Genomic DNA, 24,811 nt, shown 5'->3' on the forward strand with positions numbered 1-24,811 from the left:
CCCATGCTGAGATTCAGGAGCCTGGGCAGCGGCAGCACCGGCAACGCCACCCTGGTGGAGGCCGGCAGCGGCACCACCACCTCACGCCTGCTGATCGACTGCGGCCTGGGCATCCGGCAACTGGATGCGCGGCTGGCACGCGCCGGCCTCGCGGCCAGCGATATTGACGCCCTGTTCATCACCCACGAGCACAGCGACCACGTGGGCTGCGCGGCAGCCTTCGCCCGGCGCTGGCGCAAGCCGGTCTGGATGAGCCACGGCACCCACATGGCGCTTGGCGAGCCCGACTTCGACGGCCTGCTGCGCACGGCGCGCGACTCCAGCCCGATCGAGATCGGCGAGCTGCGGCTGATGCCCTTCACGGTGCCCCACGATGCGCGCGAGCCGCTGCAGCTGACTTGCTCCGACGGCGCGGCCACCCTGGGCGTGCTGACCGACCTGGGCCATGCCACGGCCTATGTGCTGCAGCGGCTGGCGGGCTGCCAGGCCCTGCTGCTGGAGTGCAACCACGACCCCGACTTGCTGGCCGCGGGCAGCTACCCGCCCTTCCTCAAGCGCCGCGTTGGCGGGTTATGGGGCCACCTGGCCAACCAGGCGGCGGCCGACATCGCGCACGCGGTCAACCATGCGGGCCTGCGGCAGGTGGTGGCTGCGCACCTGAGCGAGCAGAACAACCGCCCCGAACTCGCTCAGCGCAGCCTGGCCGCGGGCCTGGGGTGCGGCCCGGGCGACGTGGCCGTGGCGGATGCCGCCGGCAGCGGGGGCTGGTTCAGCGCCTGAATTCGCGGCAACGGCCTGCCGGATGGGTACAGCCGGCAAGCCCGCGGGGCCCGGACGCAAAAAAGCCACCCGAAGGTGGCTTTTCCAATAAACCGGCGGGCGATTTACTTCTTGGGGGCAGCAGCTTCAGCAGCCTTCTTGGCGGCGTCCGCAGCAGCGTCAACGGCAGCAGTGGCCGAAGGCATGGCGGCCGGCGCGGAAGCAGCGGCAGCAGCAGGAGCGGCGCCAGAAGCAGCAGCCTCAGGAGCGGGAGCAGCCGGAGCGGGAGCCGGTGCCGGAGCAGCGGCGGGAGCCGGTGCGGGGGCGGGAGCCGGTTCTTCCTTTTTGCCGCAGGCAGCCAGCGCGGCAGCAGCAATCAGAGCCGCCAGGACAAGCGATTTATTCATTTCAGGTTTCCTTGGTTTTGCGAGATGGAACAATTTCCGAAAATTGTCACTGCAACGCTGCGGTTGCTTTGACTGAACGCGGTTGACTCGAGTGCACCATGTTCAGCCTTAAATTATATGTCGAAAGAGCGCAAGCCTTGCAAACCCTGACGACCCGGTCGTGGTTCATTTTCAACACTGGCGGTTACAAATGAATTCTAGGGTGTCAAACTGGCCCTCCTTACTCTGGAGGGGGGGCATATGCGAACTTGGACAGCATGGGATTGGATTGGCTACTCCGCTTTGTGGGTCACAGTAGTATTTTCGGCTGCGGTAGAAGGGCTTAAGAAAATGGCAAGCCCTCCAGAATTCGTATCCTCATCATGGGTTGCATTTTTTCCACTCATTCTTTTGATAGTGGCGACGAGTCTGTTGATATGGCGTGCTTTTTTCGGAGATGTCTCAAAAAAAGGCACTCCGTTTATTGCATGGCCCAAGCCATATGGGCCACCCATCATTCACGATAAACGATTCGTGAACAGCGAGGTCGAAATAGACGGCCGCAAATATGTCAAGTGCACATTTGAGAATTGCACTTTCAAGTACAACGGGACGACTGCAATTCAGCTGCAAGGATGTCATTTCATGGGGAAAATGATTTTTTCATCCGACAACCCGGCGGTTTGTGGTGCGTGGCTTCTGCTGGTTGGATTGGGAGCGGTGAAGCCCGGTCTGGATCTGCTTGATTTGGACCCATCAAATCATATTGAGCCAATAAATGGGGGTTAAGCGTTCGTCTCTGTCATCATCACGATGTCTTCCATGCTCCACAGGAAGTCAGTCATACCGGCTTCCATGGCTGGCGTGGTGCGAATGGTCTTGTGAATCTTCACGAAGTTGTAGACCATGAAGGACGGCCTGGTTTGTCTCTTTATTACAAACCCAGCGTGGAGGCCGGAAAAGCCGGGCTGCTGCGCGCCAGCCATTCGTTCAGTGACTCGCGCAACTGGAGACGGCGCTCGGGCTCGGCGCCGCTGAAGCCGGCGCAGCGCACCGGGTCGAGTCGCTGCATGGCCCAGGCCGGGCTCCAGATTGCGCTGGGCAGCTCCAGTGGGTCCGCGGCCGTGCAGGCGCGGCATTCGATGATGTGGCTCCAGGTCTTGCGCCAGGCCACAAACCGGGCGTGCTGGCGAATCACCTCGTCATAGCGGCGGGCCAGCAGCGTCACGCGCCGGCCCGTGGCGGACCAGGCCTGCAGCGACTCAGCCACCACCCGCTCACCCAGAGGCCAGTCGGCAAAGTCGGCGTCGCTCAGCACGAGTTCACGCCAGCCCTCGCGCGCGGCCGCGGCCAGCGCGTCCCGCACCAGTTGCTGGAAGTCGGTGCGGCCTTCAAAGCGGCCGGAAGCCAGGGGCGCGGGGTTGTCCTGATTCATGATGTCTTACTCCTGCGTGGCATGGGCCCAGCCGGCCTCGCACCAGGCCCGCAGCAGCGCGCGGGCGCCCTCGCTGGCGCGGGCCAGGCTGCCGGCGTCAAGATGCCTCTGGTCGGCCAGGCGCCGCATCAGCGTGGCGTCACGGCCCGAGGCGCGGTAGCTCTCGCCGTTGATGAACACATGGTGCGCGTCATGCATCATGCGCGTGCGGCGGTCCAGGTCAATGCGGCCCGTGCCACGGGGCGCTGCCGCGGCCTCTGAATCAAACCAGACACTGGCCTTGGGCTCGGTCAGGTACTCGCCCAGCGCGCGTTCCAGCGCCAGCGGCTCATCCAGCACGGCCTGCAGCGCCTCGCGCGCAAAGCCCAGCAGCGCGGGCGGAATCGCACCCGGGGAGGCCACGGCGGGCTGCGCCGGGTCGCGGTAGAGCCGCTCGCCCGCAACATCGGCCGCATCGTCGGCGGCCCGCTGCAGCAGTTCGCGCGCGAGTTCACCACGCGCCGGCGAGCGAAAACCGATGGAGTAGGTCTGGCACTCGCCTTCGGCCATGCCATCGTGCGCATAGCGTGGCGGCAGGTAGAGCATGTCGCCGGGCTCGAGCACAAACTCCTGCTCGGGCTCGAAATGGGCCAGGATTTTCAGCGGCACGTTGTCCTGCAGCGTGAGGTCCTTCTGGCGGCCAATGCGCCAGCGCCGCCGGCCCTGGGCCTGCAGCAGGAACACGTCGTAGCTGTCGAAATGAGGGCCCACGCCGCCCTGGTCGCTCGCGTAGCTGATCATCAGGTCGTCCAGCCGAGCATCGGGCACAAAGCGGAACTGCTGCAGCAGGCCGTGGATGCGGTCCTCGTGCAGGTCCATGCCTTGCACCAGCAGCGTCCAGCCCGGTGTGTGCAGCGCCGGCAGCGCACGCCGCGCGAACGGGCCCTGGCGCATCTGCCAGCGCGCGGCCGCGCCGGCGGGTTTGCCCCTGGCAGATTTTGCGGATGTGGCCGGCGCCTGCTGCTGCAAGACCAGCCTGGACTCCACCTCATCCCGCGCGGCCATGGCGAACAGCGCGGCGCGGTCCAGCAAGGGCGCCATGCCCGGGACGGCCTGGCGCACCAGCAGGGGTTTTTTCTGCCAGTGGCGCTGCATGAAACGCGCTGGGGTGAGGCCGCCCAGTAGCGGCAAGGGGGTATCGATGTCCATGGGACAATTCTGCCAATGAATCCGATCCCCGAAATTACCCCCCAATGCGTGGTGGCGCTGACCTGGACCCTGAAGGACACGCTGGGCGAAGAACTGGACGTGCTGGACGAACCCGTGGAGTTCCTCGTGGGTGGCAGCGACCTGCTCGCCAAGATCGAGGAAGCGCTGCAGGGCCACGGCCCGGGCGCGCGGCTGGACCTGCACCTGGAGCCCGAGGACGCGTTTGGCGACTACCGGGAGCAGCTGGTGTTCCTGGAGCCGCGCTCGCGCTTCCCCGCGGAACTTGAAGAAGGCATGACCTTCGAGGGCCTGCCGCCCGGCAGCAACCCCGAGGCACCCGCCGATGTGCTGTACACGGTGACCGAAATCTACCCCGAGCATGTGGTGCTGGACGGCAACCACCCGCTGGCGGGCATTGCCATCCGGCTGAGCCTGAAAGTGGAGGCCATCCGCGAAGCCACTGAAGAAGAAATCGGCCGTGGCTCGGCGGGCACCGGCTTTTTCAAGGTCCAGCCGCAGGCACCGGGCAGCCCCTACCTGCATTGAGCCAGGCCCGGGCCGCGCAGCGGCTCACAGGCCCCGGGGCTTACAGCCGGTAGATCTGGCCGTTCTCAATGCGCACGCGGTCGCCCACGCGCAGGTTGGCCGCGCTGTCCACGTCATAGGCGCGGTAACCGCCGCGGTCCACCTGGATCGAGACGCGCCAGGTTTCATGGGTCTCGGTCTTGTTGCGCTTTTCCACGTTGTTGCCCACCACGGCGCCGCCAATGGCGCCCGCGGCCGTGGCGAGGTCACGCCCGGTGCCGCCGCCGATCTGGTGGCCGATCACCGCACCCGCAATGCCGCCAATCACCGCGCCGGCGCCACTGCCCTTGCCCTTTTCCTCGGTGCGGATGACCTCGATGTTCGAGACCCGGCCGTATTCCACATAGTTGGCGGGCTGGTTGGGGTAGGCCACCGGGCTTGACGGGTAGGTCACCACCTGCTCGGCCGGGGGTTGGGGCGTGCCGCAGGCCGCCAGCGCCGCGGTCAGGGCGAGCAGCGAGGTGGCGGAAATGAATCGGGTTCTGGAAGGCAGGGCCATGGGGTTCTCCTGAAAAGCTGATGCTTCATTAGAAATCCCCAGGCGGGCGGCCCGCATCAGGCAGGCGCCCCAGCCGCTGTGCGCGCGCAGCCCTGCCCCTTGTGGGACTGGGCCGACAGCGCCGCGGCTCAGGCCTTGCCCGTGGAACCGTAGCCGCCCTCGCCGCGCTGGCTGGGCGGGAACTCCTGCACCACGTTGAACTGCGCCTGCAGCACCGGCACGATCACCAGCTGGGCCAGCCGCTCCATGGGCTCGAGCGTGAAGGCCACGTCGCTGCGGTTCCAGGCGCTGACCATGAGCTGGCCCTGGTAGTCGCTGTCGATCAGGCCCACCAGGTTGCCCAGCACGATGCCATGCTTGTGGCCCAGCCCCGAGCGCGGCAGGATCAGCGCCGCATGGCCCGGGTCCTTGAGCCAGATGGCGATGCCCGTGGGCACCAGCTGCCAGGCGTTGGGCGCCAGCGTGAGCGGCGCGTCCAGGCAGGCCCGCAGGTCCAGCCCGGCACTGCCCGGCGTGGCATAGGCGGGCAACTGGTCCGCCATGCGCGGATCAAGGATCTTGACGTCGATTTTCATGGGAATTTGAATCAAATCAGGCTGGAGTCCAGAGCCGGCGGGCTATCTCTGCTATTAATTTGCGAGCAAGCACGAGCTTGGGCCCGCGCGGCAGCGGCTGCACGCCCTGGGCATCGACCAGCAGCATCTCGTTGTCGTCCTGGCCGAATGCGAGCGGGCCGATGTTGCCCACCAGCAGGGGCACGCCCTTGCGCTCGCGCTTGGCCTGGGCATTGTTCACCAGGTCCTGGCTCTCGGCCGCAAAACCCACGCAGAACAGCTTGCCGCTTTGGGCCCGTTCACCCTGCGCGATGGTGTGCAGGATGTCGGGGTTCTCGACAAAGCTCAGCACCGGGGGCTGGCCCGAGCCGTCCTTCTTGATTTTCTGCTCGCTCATGGTCGCGGGCCGCCAGTCGGCCACCGCGGCCGTGGCCACGAACACCGTGGCCGACGGCGCCTGGGCCGCCACCGCGTCCAGCATCTGCCGGGCCGACTGCACGTCCACGCGGCGCACCCCGCGCGGCGTGGGCAGGCTCACCGGGCCGGCCACCAGCGTGACCTGTGCCCCGGCCTCGCGCGCGGCGCGGGCAATCGCAAAGCCCATCTTGCCCGACGAGTGGTTGGTGATGCCGCGGATCGGGTCCATGGCCTCAAAGGTGGGGCCGGCCGTGACCAGCACCTGCTGGCCCGCCAGCAGCTTGGGCTGGAAGAAGGCAATCACATCCTCCAGCAGTTCGGCGGGCTCGAGCATGCGGCCGTCACCGGTCTCGCCGCAGGCCTGGAAGCCGCTGCCCACGCCCAGGATGGTGGCGCCGTCGGCCGCCAGCTGCGCCATGTTGCGCTGGGTGGCCGGGTGGGCCCACATCTCGCGGTTCATCGCGGGCGCCAGCAGCAGCGGCACCTGGTCGATTGGCCGGGCCAGGCACATCAGGCTCAGCAGGTCATCGGCTGCGCCATGCACCAGCTTGACCATGAAGTCGGCGCTGCACGGGGCAATCAGGATCGCATCGGCCTCGCGGCTGAGGTTGATGTGCGGCATTCCGTTGGGCTCGCGCGCATCGAAACCGGAAACGTCGTGCGAGCCGTACACCGGGCGGTTGCTCAGCGCCTGCAGGGTCACCGGCGTGATGAACTGGCCAGCGGCCTCGGTCATCACCACCTGTACCGTGGCGCCGGCCTTGATCAGGCCGCGGCACAGTTCGGCCGACTTGTAGCACGCGATGCCGCCCGAGAGTCCCAGGACGATGTGTTTTCCGGCCAGATCATTCATGGGCCGGAATGTAGCAGAGGGATACCTCCGACCGTTCGGGGGATCCCGCCCGACCTCTATAATCTCGCTTTACCACCTCCCTCGAACCCCGCGTTCGACCCTGACATGACCAAATTTGTCTTCGTCACCGGCGGTGTGGTGTCCTCCCTTGGCAAGGGAATCGCCTCAGCCTCCCTCGCTGCGATCCTCGAATCGCGGGGCCTCAAAGTCACCCTGATCAAGCTCGACCCCTACATCAACGTCGACCCGGGGACCATGTCGCCCTTCCAGCACGGCGAGGTATTCGTGACCGACGACGGCGCCGAGACCGACCTGGACCTGGGCCACTACGAGCGCTTCATCACGACGCGCATGGGCAAGGTCAACAACTTCACCACCGGCCGCATCTACCAGTCCGTGCTCGAAAAGGAGCGCCGCGGCGACTACCTGGGCAAGACCGTGCAGGTCATCCCCCACATCACCAACGAGATCCAGGAATACGTCAAGCGCGGCGCGCGCTATGGCGAACCCGGCGCGGCCGACGTGGCCATCGTCGAGATTGGCGGCACGGTGGGCGACATCGAATCCCTGCCCTTCCTGGAGGCGGTGCGCCAGATGAGCCTCAAGATGGGGCCCAACAACGCGGCCTTCGTGCACCTGACCTATGTGCCCTGGATCGCCGCGGCCGGCGAGCTCAAGACCAAGCCGACCCAGCACACGGTGCAGAAGCTGCGCGAGATCGGCATCCAGGCCGACGCCCTGCTGTGCCGCGCCGACCGCGCCATCCCCGAGGACGAGCGCGCCAAGATCTCGCTGTTCACCAACGTCGCCGAATGGGGCGTGATCAGCATGTGGGACGTCAATACCATCTACAAGGTGCCGCGCATGCTGCACGAGCAGGGCCTGGACGGGCTGATCTGCGACAAGCTGCGCCTGAACACGCCGCCGGCCAACCTCAAGCGCTGGGACGACCTGGTCTACGAAACCGAGCACCCGAAGGAAGAGGTCTCGATTGCCATGGTCGGCAAGTACGTGGACCTGTCCGACAGCTACAAATCGCTCAACGAGGCGCTGCGCCACGCCGGCATGAAGAACCATGCTCGCGTGAAGATCGACTACGTCGACTCCGAAACCATCACGCCCGACACCGTGTCTCGCCTGGCCAAGTACGACGCCCTGCTGGTGCCCGGCGGCTTTGGCAAGCGCGGCATCGAGGGCAAGATCTGCGCGGCGCGGTTCGCGCGCGAGAACAAGCTGCCCTACCTGGGCATCTGCCTGGGCATGCAGGTGGCCACCATCGAATTCGCGCGCCATGTGGCCGGCCTCAAGGACGCCAACAGCACCGAGTTCGAGCCCGACAGCCCGCACCCGGTGATTGCGCTGATCACCGAGTGGAAGGACGCCGACGGCACCATCAAGACGCGCGACGAGAACTCCGACCTGGGCGGCACCATGCGGCTGGGCGCGCAGAGCTCCGATGTGGCGCGGGGCACGCTGGCCCACAAGATCTATGGCGATGTGGTGACCGAGCGGCACCGCCACCGCTACGAAGCCAACGTGAACTATCTCGAGCCCCTGCGCCAGGCCGGCCTGGTGATCTCGGCGCTGACCCAGCGCGAACAGCTCACCGAAATCGTCGAGCTGCCTCAGGACGTTCACCCCTGGTTCATGGGTGTGCAGTTCCACCCCGAGTTCAAGTCCACTCCCTGGGATGGCCACCCGCTGTTCAACTCGTTCATCAAGGCCGCGCTGGACCACCAGGCCGCCGGCAACAAGTCGCTGAAGGCAGTGGCATGACCGCTACCGGAGGGGCATCATGAATCTTTGCGGCTTTGACATCGGGCTGGACCAGCCCTTCTTCCTGATCGCCGGCCCCTGTGTGGTGGAGTCCGAGCAGCTGCAGATGGACACCGCGGGCACGCTCAAGGAGATCACCGCGTCACTGGGCATCCCGTTCATCTTCAAGAGCAGCTTTGACAAGGCCAACCGCTCCTCGGGCACCAGCTTTCGCGGGCCGGGACGCGAAAAGGGCCTGGCCATCATGGCCAAGGTCAAAAAGGAGCTGGGCCTGCCCACGCTGACCGACGTGCACACCGAAGACGACATCGCCGAGGCCGCCAAGGTGGTGGACGTGTTGCAGACGCCGGCCTTCCTGTGCCGCCAGACCGACTTCATCCGCGCCGTGGCGCAGTCGGGCAAGCCGGTCAACATCAAGAAGGGCCAGTTCCTCGCGCCGCACGACATGAAGAACGTGATCGACAAGGCACGCGCCGCCGCCAGGGAGGCCGGCCTGCCCGAGGACAACTTCATGGCCTGCGAACGCGGCGCCAGCTTTGGCTACAACAACCTCGTGAGCGACATGCGCTCGCTGGCCATCATGCGCGAGACCGCGGCCCCCGTGGTGTTCGACGCCACGCACTCGGTGCAGCTGCCCGGCGGCCAGGGCACGAGCTCGGGCGGCCAGCGCGAGATGGTGCCGGTGCTGGCGCGCGCGGCCGTGGCCGTGGGCGTGGCCGGCCTGTTCATGGAAACCCACCCCGACCCGGCCAGGGCCCTGAGCGACGGCCCCAACGCCGTGCCGCTCAAGCACATGAAGGCCCTGCTTGAAACCCTGCTCGTGCTCGACCAGGTGACCAAGCGCAACGGCTACCTCGAGAACCATTTCAACGCCTAGGAGCACCATGGCCAGCGCCTACATCATTGCCAACGTCGATGTTACGGACCCGGAACAATACGAAGAGTACAAAAAGCTCTCTACCATTGCCATGAAGGCCCATGGCGCCGAGGTCTGCATCCGCGGCGGCAAGGTGGACGTGCTCGAGGGCGACTGGGAGCCCAGCCGCATCGTGCTGCTGAAGTTCCCGTCCACCGAGGCCGCCCGGGCCTTCAACGACTCCGTCGAATACAGCGCCGCGCGCAAGGCACGCCAGGGCATCGCCGTGATGCGCATGGTGCTGGTCGAGGGTGTTTGAACCGCTTACCCACTTTTTGAAAAGAAAACCGAAATGAGTGCAATCGTTGACATCGTCGGCCGCGAGATTCTGGACAGCCGCGGCAACCCCACCGTGGAATGCGACGTGCTGCTGGAGTCCGGCACCATGGGCCGCGCGGCCGTGCCCTCGGGCGCCTCCACCGGCTCGCGCGAGGCCATTGAGCTGCGCGACGGTGACAAGAGCCGCTACCTGGGCAAGGGCGTGCTCAAGGCCGTGGAACACATCAACACCGAGATTTCCGAGGCCGTGCTGGGTCTGGACGCTTCCGAGCAGGCCTTCCTGGACAAGACCCTGATCGACCTGGACGGCACCGACAACAAGAGCCGGCTGGGCGCCAACGCCATGCTGGCCGTGAGCATGGCCGTGGCCCGCGCCGCCGCCGAGGAATCGGGCCTGCCGCTGTACCGCTACTTTGGCGGCATGGGCGGCATGCAGATGCCCGTGCCCATGATGAACGTGGTCAATGGCGGCGCGCACGCCAACAACAATTTGGACCTGCAGGAACTGATGATCATCCCCGTGGGCGCCCCGAGCTTCCGCGAGGCGGTGCGCTACGGCGCCGAGGTGTTCCACGCGCTCAAGAAAATCATCCATGACAAGGGCATGAGCGTGGCTGTGGGCGATGAAGGCGGCTTTGCGCCCAACGTGGCCAACCACGAGGCCGCGATCCAGATGATCCTGGAAGCGATCTCGGCGGCCGGCTACACCGCGGGTGAGCAGATCGCGCTGGGCCTGGACTGCGCGGCCAGCGAGTTCTACAAGGATGGCAAGTACGTGCTCGACGCCGAAGGCCTGAGCCTGGACGCCACGCAGTGGACTGACATGCTGGCCACCTGGGTCGACAAGTACCCCATCATCAGCATCGAGGACGGCATGGCCGAAGGCGACTGGGACGGCTGGAAGACGCTCACCGAGCGGCTGGGCAGCAAGGTGCAGCTGGTGGGTGACGACCTTTTCGTGACCAACACCAAGATCCTCAAGGAAGGCATCGACAAGAAGATCGCCAACTCCATCCTGATCAAGATCAACCAGATCGGCACGCTGACCGAAACCTTTGCCGCGATCGAGATGGCCAAGCGCGCGGGCTACACCGCGGTCATCAGCCACCGTTCGGGCGAGACCGAGGACAGCACCATCGCCGACATCGCCGTGGGCACCAACGCGGGCCAGATCAAGACCGGCTCGTTGAGCCGCTCCGACCGCATGGCCAAGTACAACCAGCTGCTGCGCATCGAGGAAGACCTGGGCGACATCGCCAGCTACCCCGGCCGCGCGGCGTTCTACAACCTGCGCTAGAAATGGCCCCCACGGTCGCCCACTGCGCGTGGCTCCCTGCCCCCCGAGGGGGCCGCGTTTTGCCTGATCGTGGCTAACCGCGTTGTTCCGGCCCTGCTGATCGCGCTGCTGGTGATCGTTCACGCGCAGCTGTGGTTTGGCCGGGGCAGCCTGGGCAATGTGGCCCAGATGCAGGCCAGGCTTGCCGCGCAGAAGGCCAGCAACGAGCAATTGCGCCAGGACAATGAGCGCGTTTCGGCCGAGGTGCGCGACCTCAAGGACGGGCTGGAAATGGTCGAGGAAAAGGCCCGCTCTGAACTCGGCATGGTCAAGCCCAACGAGATCTACGTGCAGGTCGGCAAATGAGCCTGCCCCCCGACACCGGCCCGCATGCCTGACATCCTTTTTGCCGAGGCCTTCACGCTGTGGGGTTCGCCCACCACCTGGCTGGAGATCGTGGCCGTGGTGATCGCGCTGGCCATGGTGGGCTGCAACATCCGCGAGATCCACTGGGGCTGGCCGCTGGCCATGGTCAGTTCATTGATGTACTTCGCGCTGTTCTGGCGCAGCAAGCTCTACGGTGATGCCGGGCTGCAGATCTTCTTCGCGGTGGTCGCCCTGTGGGGCTGGTTCCAGTGGCTGCGCGGTGTGCGCGCCGACGGCTCAGAGCTGCACGTGGCCCGGCTCACGCCGCGCGGGCTGGCCCTCACCGTGGCGAGCTGTGCGGTGCTCTGGCCCGCCATGGGCCTGTTCCTGAAAACCTTCACCGACACCGACGTGCCCTGGTGGGACGCCTTCCCCACGGCCGTGAGCCTGGTGGGCCAGTTCCTGCTGGGCCGCAAGTTCATCGAGAACTGGGCCGTGTGGATCGTCGTGAACGTGGTGAGCGTGGGCCTGTTCGCCTGGAAGGGCCTGTGGCTCACCGTGCTGCTTTATGCGGTGTTCATCGCGCTGAGCGTCGTGGGTTGGCGGGCCTGGCAGTCGCGGCTGGCCGCGGCAACCGCTTGAGGCGAGGGCCGGCTGCATGAAAGTCGCCCTGCTCGGCGCCGAGAGCACCGGCAAGACCCATCTGGCACTCGCGCTGGCCGACCACTGGCGCCGCCTGGGCCGCGCGGTGGTGCTGGTCCCCGAAGTGCTGCGCGAGTGGTGTGACCGCATGGGCCGCACGCCGCGGCCCGAGGAACAGGCGGGAATTGCCAGTGAACAGGCGGCGCGCGTGGCGCAAGCCCCACCCCACGACTGGCTGATCGCCGACACCACCCCCATCATGGTGGCCCTGTACAGCGAGCTGCTGTTTGATGACCGGTCGCTGTACGGGATGGCCTTTGCGCACCAGCGCCAGTACGACATCACGCTGGTGACCGGGCTGGACCTGCCCTGGGTTGCCGACGGCCTGCAGCGTGACGGGCCCCATGTGCGCGAACCTGTCGATACCCTGCTGCGCGCCGCGCTGGCGCGTGCGGGGGTGCCGTACCGGGTGATTTACGGCGCGGGTGACGAGCGCCTCAGGCAGGCCCTGTTTGCTATTGATTCAATAGCGCCTGGTGCCCACGCAGAAAGGACCAGCGCCCGATCGGGCCTGCAATCAAGGCCCTGGACCTGTGAGCGCTGCGCCGACCCGGACTGCGAGCACCGGCTGTTCACTGGACTGTGGGATTCACCGGAGGCTGGGCGCCGGGCGCCGTGAAGATCTGGGCCGCGTCCACCGGGTCGAACCGGTACTGCTGTCCGCAGAAATCGCAGCCCACCTCAATGTCGCCGCGCTCGGCCAGGATGCTCTCGGCCTCGTCGCGGCCCAGGCTGCGGATCATGCTGGCCACGCGCTCGCGGCTGCAGGTGCAGGCAAAGCGCGGGCCCTTGGGGCCTGACGCCGGCTCGAAGCGAAGCACCTTTTCCTCCCAGAACAGGCGGTGCAGGATGGTGTCCACGTCCAGCCCCAGCAGTTCCGCACGCGTCAGGCTGCGCGCCAGGATGGAAATGCGGTTGTAGTCCTCGTTGACGCCAATTTCGTCTTCATTGGCCTTGCTCACCAGGCTGCCAGCCAGGTTGCCCTCGCCTTCCATGGGCAGACGCTGGATCAGCAGGCCCGCGGCCACCTTGTCGTCGGCGGCCAGCACCAGCGTGGTGTCGAGCTGTTCGGACTGCAGCATGTAGTGCTCCAGCACCTCGCTGAGGTTGCGCAGTTTCTCGTGCTGGTCGCCAAACAGCGGCACCACGCCCTGGTAAGGCTGCTGGCCCGGGAACTTGTCCTTGGGGTCCAGCGTGATGGCACAGCGCCCCAGGTTGCTCACGTTCACCATCTCGGGCAGGCGGTCGTTCACGCCCACGTCGCCCACCACCTTGGCGGTCACACGCAAGCCCAGGTCGGCCTGCACCTCGGCCACCGCCACCTTGACCGGACCATCGCCGAAGATCTGCAGCACCAGCGCGCCATTGAACTTGATGTTGGACTGCATCAGCACGCCGGCCGCGGCCATCTCGCCCAGCAGTTCGGCCACCGGGGGCGGCCAGGCGCCCGTGGTCTTGTTGGCCGCGCGCCGCGCCAGAACCTCGGTCCAGGCGTCGGTCAGGCGCACGATCATGCCGCGCACCGGCATGCCATCAAACAGAAACTTGTGCAATTCACTCAAAACGCGCCGTCCTCACCGTACCTGCTCAGCCAATCTTCTTCAGCCCTTTGGCGAACCGCCGGGCATTCTCCACATAGTGCTCAGCGCTTTGCGCCAGTTTGGCCGCGGCCTCGTCGTCCAGCGTGCGCACCACCTTGGCCGGCGCGCCGATGATCAGCGAGTTGTCGGGGAATTCCTTGCCCTCGGTCACCACACTGCCCGCCCCCACGATGCTGTTGCGCCCGATCCTGGCGCCGTTCAGCACCACGGCCTGGATGCCGATCAGCGAGCCATCGCCAATGGTGCAGCCATGCAGCATGACCTGGTGGCCCACGGTCACGTTGTCGCCAATGGTCAAGGGCATGCCAAGGTCGGCATGCAGCACCGAGCCGTCCTGGATGTTGCTGTTGCGCCCGATGCGGATGGTTTCGGTGTCGCCGCGCACCACGGCGCCAAACCAGACGCTGGCGTTGTCGGCCATCTCCACGGCACCCATGACCTGGCCGCTGTCGGCCACCCAGGCACCCTGCCCCAGCACCGGCGCCTTGCCATCGAGTTCATAAATCGCCATCGTTGCTGCCTCCGGTAAAACTAGAATTGTAGGGATGGAGCTTCGTCAACGCGCGCTCGAGGCCTTGTGCCTGCCCGATCCAGAGCAAAAAGTGGCTGCAGCCCGCACGTTGCAAGCACGGGCAGCTATGCTTTCCATAGCAGACCAGCCCCCGGACGAGCCCGCCGGCCTGCCGGGCCGGCCACCCCGGCCCGCGCTGGTGCACCCCGCCACCGTGCCGCGCCGCTCGCCCTTCAAGCCCGAGGGCCTGGCCGCGCTGCTGCACGCGATTGCGCACATCGAGTTCAACGCCATCAACCTCGCGCTGGACGCGGCTTGGCGCTTTGGCGGCATGCCGCGCGAGTTTCACCTCGACTGGCTGCGCGTCGCAGCGGAGGAAGCCCACCACTTCAGCCTGCTGCGCGAGCACCTGCGCTCACTGGGGCACGACTATGGCGACTTCACGGCCCACGACAACCTGTGGCAGATGTGCGAGAAGACCCGGAACGACATCGTGGCCCGCATGGCCCTGGTGCCGCGCACGCTCGAGGCCCGCGGGCTCGATGCTTCGCCGCTGATCCAGGACAGGCTGCGCAAGGTGGGCACGCCCGCGGCACTGCGTGCGGTGGACATCCTGGACGTGATCCTGCGTGACGAGATCGGCCACGTGGCCATCGGCAACCACTGGTACCGCTGGCTCTGCGAGCGCGAGGGCCTGGACCCGGTGGCGCATTACAGCGTGCTGGTGGCGCGCCATGACGCGCCCCGGCTGTACCCCCCGTTCAACGAGTCCGCGCGCCGCAAGGCGGGCTTCAGTGACGAGGAACTGGCCTGGCTGGCGGGGTAGTGGGCGGGCCTGGCCCACCCGCCGCACCTCTGGGGGCTCAGGCCGCCGTGGTCGGCCGGCGCGCGGCCCAGACCCACAGGCCCACGCCGCCCAGGATCATCGGCACGCACAGCCACTGGCCCATGCTCATGCCCATGGCCAGCAGGCCCAGGAAGTTGTCGGGCTCGCGGAAGAACTCCGCCACAAAGCGCAGGACGCCATAGCCCACGAGGAAGGCCGCGGCCACCTGCCCCTGAGGGCGCGGCTTGCGCGCATACAGCCACAGCAGCACGAACAGCAGCAGGCCTTCGAGCAGGAACTGGTAGACCTGTGACGGGTGGCGCGGCAGCATGGAGCCGCTTTGCGGAAACACCATGCCCCAGGGCAGGTCGGGCGCCGAGAAGCGGCCCCACAGCTCGCCGTTGATGAAGTTGCCCACGCGCCCTGCGGCCAGGCCGGTGGGCACGCAGGGCGCCAGGAAGTCCATCACCTGCAGGAACGGCTTGCTGCGCGAGCGGGCAAACCACCACTGCGACAGGATCACGCCCAGCAGCCCGCCATGAAAGCTCATGCCGCCCTGCCAGACTGCCAGGATGTCCAGCGGGTGCGACAGGTAGTAGCCGGGCTTGTAGAACAGGCAGTAACCCAGCCGGCCGCCCAGCACCACGCCCAGCACGCCCAGGAACAGCATGTCTTCCACATCCTTGCGGCTCCAGGCACCGGCGCCCGTGACCGAGGCAAACGGTTCGTGCCGCAGGCGCTTGAGGCCCAGGAACAGGAACAGGCCGAACGCGGCCAGGTAGGTCAGCCCGTACCAGTGAATGGCCACCGGGCCGAGCTGCAGGGCCACGGGGTTGATGGGGGTGTAGGTCAGCATGCGGCGTATTGTGCCTGCACAAATTTGACAAAACACGCCAGCGACGGACTGGACGCGCCGGCCGGCCACACCAGGCTGGTTTCGCAGACCGGCACGGGCCGGGCGCGCGTGCCCGCCACGCTGCGGTAAGCCACGCCGGAGCGCTGGAACTGCCGCACGCTGTCAGGCACCCAGGCCACGCCCAGCCCGGCCGACACCAGGTTCACGATGGTCTGCATCTGGATCGCCTCCTGCGCCACCTGGGGCGAGCAGCCGGCGGCGTGGTACAGGCCAAAGATCGCGTCATACAGCGAAGGCACGATGCGCCGCGGAAAGATCACCAGCGGCTCGGCCAGCACCCGGGCCAGGGCCGGCGCCGCATCCGCGGCAAGCGGGTGCGGGTCGGACAGCGCCAGCACCAGCGGCTCCTGCGCCACGCGCAGCCGCTGCAGGCCCGCGGGCGCAAAGGCCGGCGAGTGCAGCATGAAGCCCGCGTCGATCTCGCCGCGCTGCAAGGCCTGCAACTGCACGTCGCCCGTGGCCTCGATCAGCTCCAGCTGCACCCGGGGGTACTGCTCGCGAAAGCCGCGCACCCATTGCGGGAGCAGCGCAAACCCCACCGTGGACACAAAGCCCAGCCGCAGCCGCCCGACCTCGCCCGCCGCCGCGGCGCGCGCATGGGCCGGCAGGGCCTGGGCACGGGCCAGCAGGTCGCGCGCCTCGGGCAGCAGGGCCGCGCCAGCGGGCGTGAGCTGCACGCTGCGCTTGGTGCGGTCAAACAGGCGCACCTGCAGCAGCCCCTCCAGCGCGGCAATGGCCTGGGTCAGGGGCGGCTGCGTCATGTGCAGGCGCGCGGCGGCGCGGCCAAAATGCAGCTCCTCGGCCACGGCCACAAACTGGCGCCACAGGCGCAACTCGACAGGGGTGTCACTCATATCCACCACATATTAATAGAGCCATACAAATATATTGGACCACCCAAGCCGGCCGGCGCATACTTTGCGCCACATTCCGTCAACCCGAAGAGACACAGCCATGGACACCAAGACCATCCACATCAACCCCCGCAGCAAGAACATCACCGAAGGCAAGTCGCGCGCGCCCAACCGCTCGATGTACTACGCCATGGGTTACGAGCAGGGCGACTTCAAGAAGCCCATGGTCGGCGTGGCCAACGGCCACAGCACCATCACGCCCTGCAACTCGGGCCTGCAGAAGCTGGCCGACGCGGCCATTGCCGGCATTGAAGAGGCCGGCGGCAATGCCCAGGTGTTTGGCACGCCCACCATCTCCGACGGCATGGCCATGGGCACCGAGGGCATGAAGTACAGCCTGGTCAGCCGCGAGGTCATCAGCGACTGCATCGAGACCTGCGTGCAGGGCCAGTGGATGGACGGCGTGCTGGTGGTCGGCGGCTGCGACAAGAACATGCCCGGCGGCCTGATGGGCATGCTGCGCGCCAATGTGCCGGCCATCTACGTGTACGGCGGCACCATCCTGCCGGGCCGCTACAAGGGGCAGGACCTCAACATCGTGAGCGTGTTCGAGGCCGTGGGCCAGAACGCCGCGGGCAACCTGAGCGACGAGGACCTGCTGGAGATCGAAAAGCGCGCCATCCCGGGCACCGGCTCCTGCGGCGGCATGTACACGGCCAACACCATGTCCAGCGCCTTCGAGGCCCTGGGCATCTCGCTGCCCTACTCGTCCACCATGGCCAACCCGCACGACGAGAAGGCCAACTCGGCCAAGGAGTCGGCCAAGGTGCTGATCGAGGCCATCAGGAAGGACATCAAGCCGCGCGACATCGTGACCAAGAAAGCCATCGAGAACGCCGTGGCGGTGATCATGGCCACCGGCGGCTCGACCAACGCGGTGCTGCACTTCCTGGCCATTGCCCATGCGGCCGGCGTGGAGTGGACCATTGACGACTTCGAGCGCGTGCGCGTCAAGACGCCCGTGCTGTGCGACCTCAAGCCCAGCGGCAAGTACCTGGCCGTGGACCTGCACCAGGCCGGCGGCATTCCGCAGGTCATGAAGATTTTGCTCAAGGCCGGCCTGTTGCACGGCGACTGCCTCACCATCACCGGCCAGACCATTGCCGAGGTGCTGAAAGACGTGCCCGACACCCCGCGCGCCGACCAGGACGTGATCCGCCCGATCGACAAGCCCATGTACGCGCAGGGCCACCTGGCCATCCTCAAGGGCAACCTGTCGCCCGAGGGCGCCGTGGCCAAGATCACCGGGCTCAAGAACCCGGTCATCACCGGCCCGGCCCGCGTGTTTGACGACGAGCAGTCGGCCCTCAAGGCCATTCTGGACGGCAGGATCGTCGCGGGCGACGTGATGGTGCTGCGCTACCTCGGCCCCAAGGGCGGCCCGGGCATGCCCGAGATGCTGGCCCCCACGGGCGCGCTGATCGGCGCCGGCCTGGGCGAGAGCGTGGGCCTGATCACCGACGGCCGCTTCTCGGGCGGCACCTGGGGCATGGTGGTGGGCCACGTGGCGCCCGAAGCGGCCGCGGGCGGCACGATTGCGTTTGTGAACGAGGGCGACTCCATCACCATCGACGCGCACAAGCTGATCCTGGAACTGAACGTGCCCGAGGCCGAGATCGCCAAGCGCCGTGCCGCGTGGACCGCGCCGGCCCCGCGCTACACCCGCGGTGTGCAGGCCAAGTTTGCGTTCAATGCCGCAAGCGCCAGCAAGGGCGCGGTGCTGGACAACTACTGAGCCGAACAACCCAGCAAAAAGCCCCGCCAGGCGGGGCTTTTTTGTGGAGGCCCTGCGGTGCATGCACCGCGGCCTGACTCAGCGCCGCTTCTTGCTCGCGATGCCCAGGTTCTCGCGCTGCTTGTCGATGCGGGCCTGCTTCTTGGCGTTTTCCTTCTCGACGGCCTTGCGCTTGGTGTAGCCCGTGGCGTCGGCGTAGGCCCACCACGCCACCGCCAGTGCAAACGGCGACAGCACCAGCCACCACGAGAGCGTGGCCACGGGCCCGATCTCCAGGTATTTGAGCGCCAGCATCACAATCCCGATTCCCAGAAAGTACATGTCGAATTCTCCAAGGCCCGCGGCCTTCACGAGGTTTACCCGGGCGTTACAGCGCGGTCAACCGGCATCACTACAATAACGTTCAACGACTGTAACCCAACCCACGAGGATCAAGATGAAACGTGCCCTGATTGCGATTGCTGTCACTTTGACCGCCGCCGCACCCGCCTTCGCCGACCTGGCGCTCGCCACGTCGAAGAACTGCATGGCCTGCCATGCCGTGGACAAGAAGCTGGTGGGCCCCGCCTACAAGGACGTGGCCGCCAAGTACGCCGGCGACAAGGGCGCGGTGGACAAGCTCGCCGCCAAGATCCTCAAGGGTGGCTCGGGCGTCTGGGGCCCGGTGCCCATGCCCGCCAACGCGCAGGTGAATGAAGCCGAAGCCAAGAAGCTGGCCGCCTGGGTCCTGACGTTGAAATAACCCCCTCGAAGCGGCCTGCGGCCCGGCAGAGCCGGTTCCGCGGTGGCCAACCACAAAAAAAGCCCGCATATGCGGGCTTTTTTGATCAAATGGGGCTGGAGTCCAGGCGTGGCGGGCACTTCCAGCTACAAGTTTTATAGCATCACAGCTTTTCGGCCAATTGCTCGAGGATGGCCGGATTCTCCAGCGTGCTGGTGTCCTGCGTGATCGCCTCGCCCTTGGCGATGCTGCGCAGCAGGCGGCGCATGATCTTGCCGCTGCGGGTCTTGGGGAGGTTGTCGCCAAAGCGGATGTCCTTGGGCTTGGCGATGGGGCCGATCTCCTTGGCCACCCAGTTGCGCAGTTCGTTGGCGATCTGCCTGGCCTCTTCACCCGTGGGCCGTGAGCGCTTGAGCACCACAAAGGCACACACGGCCTCGCCGGTCACATCGTCGGGCCGGCCCACCACCGCGGCTTCGGCCACAAGGTCGGTCTTGGACACCAGGGCCGATTCGATCTCCATGGTGCCCAGGCGGTGGCCCGACACGTTGAGCACGTCGTCAATGCGGCCCGTGATGCGGAAGTAGCCGCGGTCGGCGCTGCGCACCGCGCCGTCGCCGGCCAGGTAGATGGTGCCGCCCATTTCCTCGGGGAAATAGCTCTTCTTGAAGCGCTCGGGGTCGTTCCAGATGGTGCGGATCATCGAGGGCCAGGGGCGCTTGATCACCAGCATGCCACCCGAGCCATGGGGCAGGTCCTTGCCGACCTCGTCCACGATGGCGGCGGCAATGCCAGGCAGCGGCAGCGTGCACGAACCCGGCACCAGCGGCGTGGCACCCGGCAGCGGCGTGATCACGTGGCCGCCTGTTTCGGTCTGCCAGAAGGTGTCCACGATCGGGCATTTCTCGCGGCCCACATGGCGGTGGTACCACATCCAGGCTTCAGGGTTGATGGGCTCGCCCACGCTGCCCAGGATGCGCAGGCTCGACAGGTCGGACCGGTCGGGGTGGACCTTCTCGTCGCCCTCGGCGGCCTTGATCAGCGAGCGGATCGCCGTGGGCGCGGTGTAGAACACCGAGACCTTGTGCTTCTCGATCATCTGCCAGAAGCGCCCGGCGTTCGGGTAGGTGGGGATGCCTTCAAAAATCACCTGCGTGGCACCGGCCGCCAGCGGGCCATAGGCCACATAGGTGTGGCCCGTGATCCAGCCAATGTCGGCCGTGCACCAGAACACGTCCTCGGGGCGGATGTCAAAGGTCCAGTCCATGGTGAGCTTGGCCCACAGCAGGTAGCCGCCGGTGGAGTGCTGCACGCCCTTGGGCTTGCCGGTGGAGCCCGAGGTGTAGAGGATGAACAGCGGGTGCTCGGCGCCCACGGGCTGGGCCGGGCAGTCGCCGGGCTGGCCCTTGAGTGCGTCAGTGAAGGTGATGTCGCGCCCGGCCACCATGTTGCAGGCCGTGGGCGTGCGCATGTAGACCAGCACGGTCTTGAGCGTGGTGCAGCCGCCCAGTGCAATGCCGTCGTCCACGATGGCCTTGAGCGGCAGTTCCTTGCCGCCGCGCATCTGGAAGTTGGCCGTGATCACGGCCACCGCGCCCGCGTCGATGATGCGCTCCTGCAGCGCCTTGGCACTGAAGCCGCCAAACACCACGCTGTGGGTGGCGCCGATGCGGGCACAGGCCTGCATCGCGATCACGCCTTCCACCGTCATGGGCATGTAGATGATGACGCGGTCACCCTTCTTGATGCCCTGGGCCTTGAGCGCGTTGGCGAACTGGCTCACGCGGGCCAGCAGTTCCTTGTAGCTGACCTTGGTGACGGCGCCGTCGTCGGCTTCAAAAATGATGGCAGTCTTGTTCTCGACCGGCGTGCCCATGTGCTTGTCCAGGCAGTTGGCCGAGGCGTTGAGCTCGCCATCATCGAACCACTGGTAGAACGGGGCCTTCGATTCGTCGAGCGTGCGCGTGAAGGGCTTGTTCCACACCAGGTTCTCGCGCGCCAGGCGGGCCCAGAAGCCCTCAAAGTCCTTGTCGGCCTCCGCGCACAGCGCGTTGTAGGCGTCCATGCCCGAAATGCGGGCGCTCTTGACGATGGCGTCGCTGGGCGGGAACACTCGGTTTTCGACCAGTACCGACTCGATGGCACTCATGAGCTTGTCTCCTCAAGTTGACGGGAATTTCGCCGTAATGTCAGTGTTTGCACTTACAGGCCACTGACTGGCGCCAAGCTTACAAATCCGCTTGCGTGCGGGAGCTGTCATGCGGGCGCCCTACAATGCCCCTCGCCATATTACCCCTCCCCTCCCGCATGTCCGACCCCATTCTCAAAACGGCCTCTCCGCTGCGCCCGCTGCCCAACCTGATTTTTGCGAGCCGCTGGCTGCAACTGCCGCTGTACCTGGGCCTGATCGTGGCGCAGGCCGTGTACGTGGTGCACTTCCTCGTGGAACTGCTGCACCTGGTGGAAGCGGCCTTTGGCAGCCAGACCGCGCTGCAGGCGCTGGTGACCAGCATCGGCTACAAGACCAACGCGCCCATCACCACGCTCAACGAGACCGTGATCATGCTGGTGGTGCTCGCGCTGATCGACGTGGTGATGATCTCCAACCTGCTGATCATGGTGATCGTGGGCGGCTACGAGACCTTTGTGAGCCGCATGAACCTGGAAGGCCACCGCGACCAGCCCGAATGGCTGAGCCATGTGAATGCCTCGGTGCTGAAGGTGAAGCTGGCGATGTCCATCATCGGCATCAGCTCCATCCACCTGCTCAAGACCTTCATCAACGCCGACAACTACACCGACCGCGTGCTGATCGCGCAGACGGCCATCCACATCGCCTTCCTGCTGTCGGCCATGGCCATTGCCTACACCGACAAGCTGATGTCCGGCAGCGGACCGCGCCACTGAAGCGGGCCGACCGGCGCGGCGTTGTTCAGGCCCGGGGCCGCCACAGCAGCAGCGCGCTGCCCAGCGCGCCGGCCACCAACGAGCCCAGCAGCACACCCAGCTTGACCTGCGTGGCATAGGCCGGGCCCTGCGTTTCAAAGGCCAGGGCGCCAATGAACAGGCTCATGGTGAAGCCCACGCCGCACAGCACACAGACGCCAAGGAACTGCCGCCAGTCGGCGCCCGCGGGCCGGCTCGCGCCACCCCAGCGGATCAGCGCCCACGACGCGCCGAACACCCCCACGGCCTTGCCCAGCACCAGGCCCGCCGCAATGCCCAGCGGCACCGACTGGCCCAGCGTGCGCCACGAGACACCGTCCAGCGAGACCCCGGCGTTGACAAAGGCAAACATGGGCAGCACCGCAAACGCCACCCAGGGGTGCAGCGCGTGCTCGGCCCGCTTGAGTGGCGAGCCGCCCTTGCCATCGGTCAGCGGAATCGCCAGCGCCGTGATCACACCCGCGAGCGTGGCGTGGATGCCCGACTTGAGCACGCACAGCCAGATGATCAGGCCCACCACCACGTAGGGGCCCACCGCCATCACGCGCAGGCGGTTCAGCGCCAGCAACACCAGCACGCCCACGCCCCCCACCCCCAGCATCAGCGGCGACAGGTCGGCCGTGTAGAAAAACGCAATGATCAGGATCGCGCCCAGGTCATCAATGATGGCCACCGCGGTCAGGAACACCTTGAGCGAAGCCGGCACGCGGCTGCCCAGCAGCACCAGGATGCCCAGCGCAAAGGCAATGTCGGTGGCCGCCGGAATCGCCCAGCCGCGCAAGGCCACGGCGTCGCCCCAGTTGATGGCCGTGTACACCAGCGCCGGCACCATCATGCCGCCCACGGCCGCACCGGCGGGCAGCAGCGCCTGGCTGCGCGAGGCCAGGTCGCCCTCGATCATTTCGCGCTTGATCTCCAGCCCCACCAGGAAGAAGAACACCGCCATCCACAGGTCGTTCACCCACACCAGCAGGGGCTTGGCCAGCACCAGCAGGTCGGTGCCCACACGCACCTCGCCCGGCAGGCCCAGAAACCGCTCGTAGGCCGCGCTCCACGGCGAATTGCTGACGATCAGCGCCACGATGGCGGCCAGCGCCAGCACCACGCCGCCCAGCGACTGCGAGTGGATGAACTGGTTGGCGGCCTGCCTGAGGGTTTTGATCATGGGGCGAGTCCTTTATCTTCCGGTCATGTTCCTGGGCACCACCCACTGGTCAAACTGCTGCGCGGTGACATGGCCCGAGGCGATGGCCGCGTCGCGCAGGCTGCTGCCCTCCTTGTGTGCCTTCTTGGCGATGAAGGCCGCCTTGTCGTAGCCAATGTGGGTGTTGAGCGCCGTGACCAGCATCAGCGAGCGCTGCACCAGCTCATCAATGCGCTCGCGGTTGGGTGCTATGCCCGCTGCGCAGTGGTCGTTGAAGCTGCGCATGCCGTCGGCCAGCAGGCGCACGCTCTGCAGAAAGTTGTGCGCCACCATGGGCCGGAACACATTGAGCTCGAAATTGCCCGACATGCCGCCGATGTTGATGGCCACGTCGTTGCCCATGACCTGGGCGCACAGCATGGTCAGCGCCTCGCTCTGCGTGGGGTTGACCTTGCCCGGCATGATGGACGAGCCCGGCTCGTTCTCGGGGATGCTCAGCTCGCCAATGCCGCTGCGCGGCCCGCTGGCCAGCCAGCGGACATCGTTGGCGATCTTGTTGAGGCTGGCCGCCAGCGTCTTGAGCGCGCCATGGGCATGCACCAGGGCGTCCACGCTGGCCAGCGCCTCGAACTTGCTGGGCGCGGTGACCAGCGGCAGGCCGGTCAGCCGCGCCAGTTCGGCCGCGACCTGCTCGGCGTATCCCTTGGGCGCGTTCAGGCCGGTGCCCACGGCCGTGCCGCCCAGCGCCAGCTCGCACAGGTGCGGCAGCGCGGCCCGCACATGGGCCTCGCCATGGGCCAGCTGCGCCACATAGCCTGAAAACTCCTGGCCCAGCGTGAGCGGCGTCGCGTCCTGCAGGTGGGTGCGGCCGATCTTCACGATGTCCATGAAGTCTTCGGATTTCCTTTCCAGCGTGGCGCGCAGTTTCGCAATGGCAGGCAGCAGCCTGTGCGTGATCGCGTCCACCGCGGCCACGTGCATGGCCGTGGGAAACACGTCGTTGCTCGACTGGCTGCGGTTCACATCGTCGTTGGGGTGCACCAGCCGCCCCTCGCCGCGCTCGCCGCCCAGCAGCTCGCTGGCCCGGTTGGCCAGCACCTCGTTGACGTTCATGTTGGTTTGCGTGCCCGAGCCGGTCTGCCACACCACCAGCGGGAATTCAGCCGCGTGCTGCCCGGCAATCACCTCGTCGGCCGCCGCCACGATGGCCCGGGTCTTCTTGTCGTCCTGCAGGCCCAGCGCATGGTTGACCACGGCCGAGGCCCGCTTGGTCTGTGCCAGCGCGCGGATGATTTCCAGCGGCTGGCGCTCGCCCGAAATGTCGAAGTTCTGCAGCGAGCGCTGGGTCTGCGCGCCCCAGAGCCGGTCGGCCGGGACCTCGATGGGGCCAAAGGTGTCGCGTTCGGTGCGGGTGGGGGGCGTGGAAGTCATGGTGCGGCTCGACCTGTCAAAATGGAGGGCTGGCGGCAGGCTTGCCCAGCCACCATCAGCATAGCCTTTAATAAA

At 66.6% G+C, this 24,811-nt stretch carries 27 protein-coding genes; 14 read left to right on the top strand and 13 right to left on the bottom strand.

Annotated features, from left to right (window positions below):
- Positions 1–3 precede the first annotated feature (3 nt).
- Positions 4–780, top strand: a complete 777-nt coding sequence (locus KF796_15125) for an MBL fold metallo-hydrolase (protein MBX3587969.1) — start codon at positions 4–6, stop codon at positions 778–780.
- Positions 781–1,406: 626 nt separating this feature from the next.
- Entirely contained in the window at positions 1,407–1,934 is a 528-nt protein-coding gene (locus KF796_15130; GenBank protein MBX3587970.1) for a hypothetical protein, read from the top strand.
- Between the two features lie 145 nt (positions 1,935–2,079).
- Here the strand turns inward: KF796_15130 and KF796_15135 are convergent, their stop codons facing one another.
- Together KF796_15135 and KF796_15140 are read right to left on the bottom strand one after the other, a co-directional pair.
- On the bottom strand, positions 2,080–2,580 hold the full coding sequence (locus tag KF796_15135; GenBank protein MBX3587971.1) for a hypothetical protein: 501 nt from the start codon (positions 2,578–2,580) through the stop codon (positions 2,080–2,082).
- A gap of 6 nt (positions 2,581–2,586) precedes the next feature.
- Positions 2,587–3,768, bottom strand: a complete 1,182-nt coding sequence (locus KF796_15140) for a cupin domain-containing protein (protein MBX3587972.1) — start codon at positions 3,766–3,768, stop codon at positions 2,587–2,589.
- A 15-nt stretch (positions 3,769–3,783) separates the two neighbouring features.
- Here KF796_15140 and KF796_15145 point away from each other — a divergent pair, with 15 nt between their 5' ends.
- Entirely contained in the window at positions 3,784–4,314 is a 531-nt protein-coding gene (locus KF796_15145) for a peptidylprolyl isomerase (protein ID MBX3587973.1), read from the top strand.
- Positions 4,315–4,354: 40 nt separating this feature from the next.
- Here KF796_15145 and KF796_15150 read toward each other — a convergent pair whose 3' ends face one another.
- From KF796_15150 to coaBC, 3 genes are all read right to left on the bottom strand, one after another.
- A complete protein-coding gene (locus tag KF796_15150; protein MBX3587974.1) occupies positions 4,355–4,852 on the bottom strand; it encodes a glycine zipper 2TM domain-containing protein in 498 nt (165 codons plus the stop codon).
- A gap of 128 nt (positions 4,853–4,980) precedes the next feature.
- Positions 4,981–5,427 carry a dUTP diphosphatase gene (gene dut, locus KF796_15155; GenBank protein ID MBX3587975.1) on the bottom strand — a complete coding sequence of 149 codons (447 nt, stop codon included), beginning with the start codon at positions 5,425–5,427 and terminating at the stop codon, positions 4,981–4,983.
- A gap of 16 nt (positions 5,428–5,443) precedes the next feature.
- A complete protein-coding gene (gene coaBC / locus KF796_15160; GenBank protein ID MBX3587976.1) occupies positions 5,444–6,676 on the bottom strand; it encodes a bifunctional phosphopantothenoylcysteine decarboxylase/phosphopantothenate--cysteine ligase CoaBC in 1,233 nt (410 codons plus the stop codon).
- Positions 6,677–6,781: 105 nt separating this feature from the next.
- On the opposite strand from coaBC, the gene KF796_15165 reads away from it, so the two are divergent.
- The 7 genes from KF796_15165 to KF796_15195 all read left to right on the top strand — a co-directional run bounded on the left by KF796_15165 (position 6,782) and on the right by KF796_15195 (position 12,610).
- Positions 6,782–8,452: a CTP synthase gene (locus tag KF796_15165; protein ID MBX3587977.1), complete on the top strand. Its 1,671-nt coding sequence runs from the start codon at positions 6,782–6,784 to the stop codon at positions 8,450–8,452.
- Positions 8,453–8,471: 19 nt separating this feature from the next.
- Positions 8,472–9,329: a 3-deoxy-8-phosphooctulonate synthase gene (gene kdsA, locus KF796_15170; protein ID MBX3587978.1), complete on the top strand. Its 858-nt coding sequence runs from the start codon at positions 8,472–8,474 to the stop codon at positions 9,327–9,329.
- Between the two features lie 7 nt (positions 9,330–9,336).
- Complete coding sequence (locus tag KF796_15175; GenBank protein ID MBX3587979.1) at positions 9,337–9,627, top strand: DUF1330 domain-containing protein; 291 nt, start codon at positions 9,337–9,339, stop codon at positions 9,625–9,627.
- Between the two features lie 33 nt (positions 9,628–9,660).
- Positions 9,661–10,944: a phosphopyruvate hydratase gene (eno, locus tag KF796_15180; protein MBX3587980.1), complete on the top strand. Its 1,284-nt coding sequence runs from the start codon at positions 9,661–9,663 to the stop codon at positions 10,942–10,944.
- A gap of 69 nt (positions 10,945–11,013) precedes the next feature.
- Entirely contained in the window at positions 11,014–11,289 is a 276-nt protein-coding gene (locus KF796_15185; GenBank protein MBX3587981.1) for a septum formation initiator family protein, read from the top strand.
- 24 nt (positions 11,290–11,313) lie between these two features.
- Positions 11,314–11,931: a nicotinamide riboside transporter PnuC gene (pnuC, locus tag KF796_15190; protein MBX3587982.1), complete on the top strand. Its 618-nt coding sequence runs from the start codon at positions 11,314–11,316 to the stop codon at positions 11,929–11,931.
- A gap of 16 nt (positions 11,932–11,947) precedes the next feature.
- Positions 11,948–12,610 (top strand): ATP-binding protein, encoded by a 663-nt coding sequence (locus tag KF796_15195; protein ID MBX3587983.1) that lies wholly within the window; start codon positions 11,948–11,950, stop codon positions 12,608–12,610.
- Here KF796_15195 and KF796_15200 read toward each other — a convergent pair.
- Positions 12,564–13,553 carry an Hsp33 family molecular chaperone HslO gene (locus KF796_15200; GenBank protein ID MBX3587984.1) on the bottom strand — a complete coding sequence of 330 codons (990 nt, stop codon included), beginning with the start codon at positions 13,551–13,553 and terminating at the stop codon, positions 12,564–12,566. The genes KF796_15195 and KF796_15200 overlap by 47 nt on opposite strands.
- Positions 13,554–13,578: 25 nt before the next feature.
- Positions 13,579–14,103 (bottom strand): gamma carbonic anhydrase family protein, encoded by a 525-nt coding sequence (locus KF796_15205; GenBank protein MBX3587985.1) that lies wholly within the window; start codon positions 14,101–14,103, stop codon positions 13,579–13,581.
- A gap of 34 nt (positions 14,104–14,137) precedes the next feature.
- Between KF796_15205 and KF796_15210 the strand changes: the two genes are divergently transcribed.
- On the top strand, positions 14,138–14,929 hold the full coding sequence (locus KF796_15210; protein MBX3587986.1) for a ferritin-like domain-containing protein: 792 nt from the start codon (positions 14,138–14,140) through the stop codon (positions 14,927–14,929).
- Between the two features lie 37 nt (positions 14,930–14,966).
- On the opposite strand, the gene lgt is transcribed toward KF796_15210, so the two are convergent.
- Positions 14,967–15,785 (bottom strand): prolipoprotein diacylglyceryl transferase, encoded by an 819-nt coding sequence (lgt, locus tag KF796_15215; GenBank protein MBX3587987.1) that lies wholly within the window; start codon positions 15,783–15,785, stop codon positions 14,967–14,969.
- Positions 15,779–16,699 carry a LysR family transcriptional regulator gene (locus tag KF796_15220; protein MBX3587988.1) on the bottom strand — a complete coding sequence of 307 codons (921 nt, stop codon included), beginning with the start codon at positions 16,697–16,699 and terminating at the stop codon, positions 15,779–15,781. Before KF796_15220 ends, lgt begins: the two co-directional genes overlap by 7 nt.
- Positions 16,700–16,799: 100 nt before the next feature.
- Here KF796_15220 and ilvD point away from each other — a divergent pair, with 100 nt between their 5' ends.
- On the top strand, positions 16,800–18,494 hold the full coding sequence (gene ilvD / locus KF796_15225; GenBank protein MBX3587989.1) for a dihydroxy-acid dehydratase: 1,695 nt from the start codon (positions 16,800–16,802) through the stop codon (positions 18,492–18,494).
- Positions 18,495–18,572: 78 nt separating this feature from the next.
- On the opposite strand, the gene KF796_15230 is transcribed toward ilvD, so the two are convergent.
- The gene (locus tag KF796_15230) at positions 18,573–18,815 is read right to left on the bottom strand and encodes a TIGR04438 family Trp-rich protein (GenBank protein MBX3587990.1); all 243 of its coding nucleotides are present in this window, start codon (positions 18,813–18,815) and stop codon (positions 18,573–18,575) included.
- 115 nt (positions 18,816–18,930) lie between these two features.
- Between KF796_15230 and KF796_15235 the strand changes: the two genes are divergently transcribed.
- Entirely contained in the window at positions 18,931–19,236 is a 306-nt protein-coding gene (locus tag KF796_15235) for a c-type cytochrome (GenBank protein ID MBX3587991.1), read from the top strand.
- Positions 19,237–19,378: 142 nt separating this feature from the next.
- Here KF796_15235 and acs read toward each other — a convergent pair whose 3' ends face one another.
- Positions 19,379–21,364 (bottom strand): acetate--CoA ligase, encoded by a 1,986-nt coding sequence (gene acs / locus KF796_15240; GenBank protein MBX3587992.1) that lies wholly within the window; start codon positions 21,362–21,364, stop codon positions 19,379–19,381.
- Positions 21,365–21,522: 158 nt separating this feature from the next.
- Here acs and KF796_15245 point away from each other — a divergent pair, with 158 nt between their 5' ends.
- Positions 21,523–22,122 (top strand): YqhA family protein, encoded by a 600-nt coding sequence (locus KF796_15245; GenBank protein MBX3587993.1) that lies wholly within the window; start codon positions 21,523–21,525, stop codon positions 22,120–22,122.
- Between the two features lie 25 nt (positions 22,123–22,147).
- Here the strand turns inward: KF796_15245 and nhaA are convergent, their stop codons facing one another.
- Complete coding sequence (gene nhaA, locus KF796_15250) at positions 22,148–23,326, bottom strand: Na+/H+ antiporter NhaA (protein MBX3587994.1); 1,179 nt, start codon at positions 23,324–23,326, stop codon at positions 22,148–22,150.
- A gap of 12 nt (positions 23,327–23,338) precedes the next feature.
- Complete coding sequence (gene fumC, locus KF796_15255) at positions 23,339–24,736, bottom strand: class II fumarate hydratase (GenBank protein MBX3587995.1); 1,398 nt, start codon at positions 24,734–24,736, stop codon at positions 23,339–23,341.
- Between the last annotated feature and the right edge of the window lie 75 nt (positions 24,737–24,811).

It is taken from the genome of Ramlibacter sp. (assembly GCA_019635435.1).
Classification (GTDB): domain Bacteria; phylum Pseudomonadota; class Gammaproteobacteria; order Burkholderiales; family Burkholderiaceae_C; genus JAHBZM01.

Bases quoted from the DNA above. Each gene is read 5' to 3' on its own strand.
- KF796_15175 (MBX3587979.1), top strand. From the start codon at position 9,337: ATGGCCAGCGCCTACATCATTGCCAACGTCGATGTTACGGACCCGGAA.
- KF796_15145 (MBX3587973.1), top strand. From the start codon at position 3,784: ATGAATCCGATCCCCGAAATTACCCCCCAATGCGTGGTGGCGCTGACC.
- dut (MBX3587975.1), bottom strand. From the start codon at position 5,427: ATGAAAATCGACGTCAAGATCCTTGATCCGCGCATGGCGGACCAGTTG.
- KF796_15220 (MBX3587988.1), bottom strand. From the start codon at position 16,699: ATGAGTGACACCCCTGTCGAGTTGCGCCTGTGGCGCCAGTTTGTGGCC.
- KF796_15165 (MBX3587977.1), top strand. From the start codon at position 6,782: ATGACCAAATTTGTCTTCGTCACCGGCGGTGTGGTGTCCTCCCTTGGC.
- lgt (MBX3587987.1), bottom strand. From the start codon at position 15,785: ATGCTGACCTACACCCCCATCAACCCCGTGGCCCTGCAGCTCGGCCCG.
- KF796_15150 (MBX3587974.1), bottom strand. From the start codon at position 4,852: ATGGCCCTGCCTTCCAGAACCCGATTCATTTCCGCCACCTCGCTGCTC.
- kdsA (MBX3587978.1), top strand. From the start codon at position 8,472: ATGAATCTTTGCGGCTTTGACATCGGGCTGGACCAGCCCTTCTTCCTG.
- KF796_15235 (MBX3587991.1), top strand. From the start codon at position 18,931: ATGAAACGTGCCCTGATTGCGATTGCTGTCACTTTGACCGCCGCCGCA.
- KF796_15130 (MBX3587970.1), top strand. From the start codon at position 1,407: ATGCGAACTTGGACAGCATGGGATTGGATTGGCTACTCCGCTTTGTGG.
- KF796_15135 (MBX3587971.1), bottom strand. From the start codon at position 2,580: ATGAATCAGGACAACCCCGCGCCCCTGGCTTCCGGCCGCTTTGAAGGC.
- KF796_15205 (MBX3587985.1), bottom strand. From the start codon at position 14,103: ATGGCGATTTATGAACTCGATGGCAAGGCGCCGGTGCTGGGGCAGGGT.
- acs (MBX3587992.1), bottom strand. From the start codon at position 21,364: ATGAGTGCCATCGAGTCGGTACTGGTCGAAAACCGAGTGTTCCCGCCC.
- coaBC (MBX3587976.1), bottom strand. From the start codon at position 6,676: ATGAATGATCTGGCCGGAAAACACATCGTCCTGGGACTCTCGGGCGGC.
- KF796_15125 (MBX3587969.1), top strand. From the start codon at position 4: ATGCTGAGATTCAGGAGCCTGGGCAGCGGCAGCACCGGCAACGCCACC.
- KF796_15210 (MBX3587986.1), top strand. From the start codon at position 14,138: ATGGAGCTTCGTCAACGCGCGCTCGAGGCCTTGTGCCTGCCCGATCCA.
- KF796_15195 (MBX3587983.1), top strand. From the start codon at position 11,948: ATGAAAGTCGCCCTGCTCGGCGCCGAGAGCACCGGCAAGACCCATCTG.
- pnuC (MBX3587982.1), top strand. From the start codon at position 11,314: ATGCCTGACATCCTTTTTGCCGAGGCCTTCACGCTGTGGGGTTCGCCC.
- KF796_15245 (MBX3587993.1), top strand. From the start codon at position 21,523: ATGTCCGACCCCATTCTCAAAACGGCCTCTCCGCTGCGCCCGCTGCCC.
- ilvD (MBX3587989.1), top strand. From the start codon at position 16,800: ATGGACACCAAGACCATCCACATCAACCCCCGCAGCAAGAACATCACC.
- KF796_15140 (MBX3587972.1), bottom strand. From the start codon at position 3,768: ATGGACATCGATACCCCCTTGCCGCTACTGGGCGGCCTCACCCCAGCG.
- KF796_15230 (MBX3587990.1), bottom strand. From the start codon at position 18,815: ATGTACTTTCTGGGAATCGGGATTGTGATGCTGGCGCTCAAATACCTG.
- eno (MBX3587980.1), top strand. From the start codon at position 9,661: ATGAGTGCAATCGTTGACATCGTCGGCCGCGAGATTCTGGACAGCCGC.
- nhaA (MBX3587994.1), bottom strand. From the start codon at position 23,326: ATGATCAAAACCCTCAGGCAGGCCGCCAACCAGTTCATCCACTCGCAG.
- fumC (MBX3587995.1), bottom strand. From the start codon at position 24,736: ATGACTTCCACGCCCCCCACCCGCACCGAACGCGACACCTTTGGCCCC.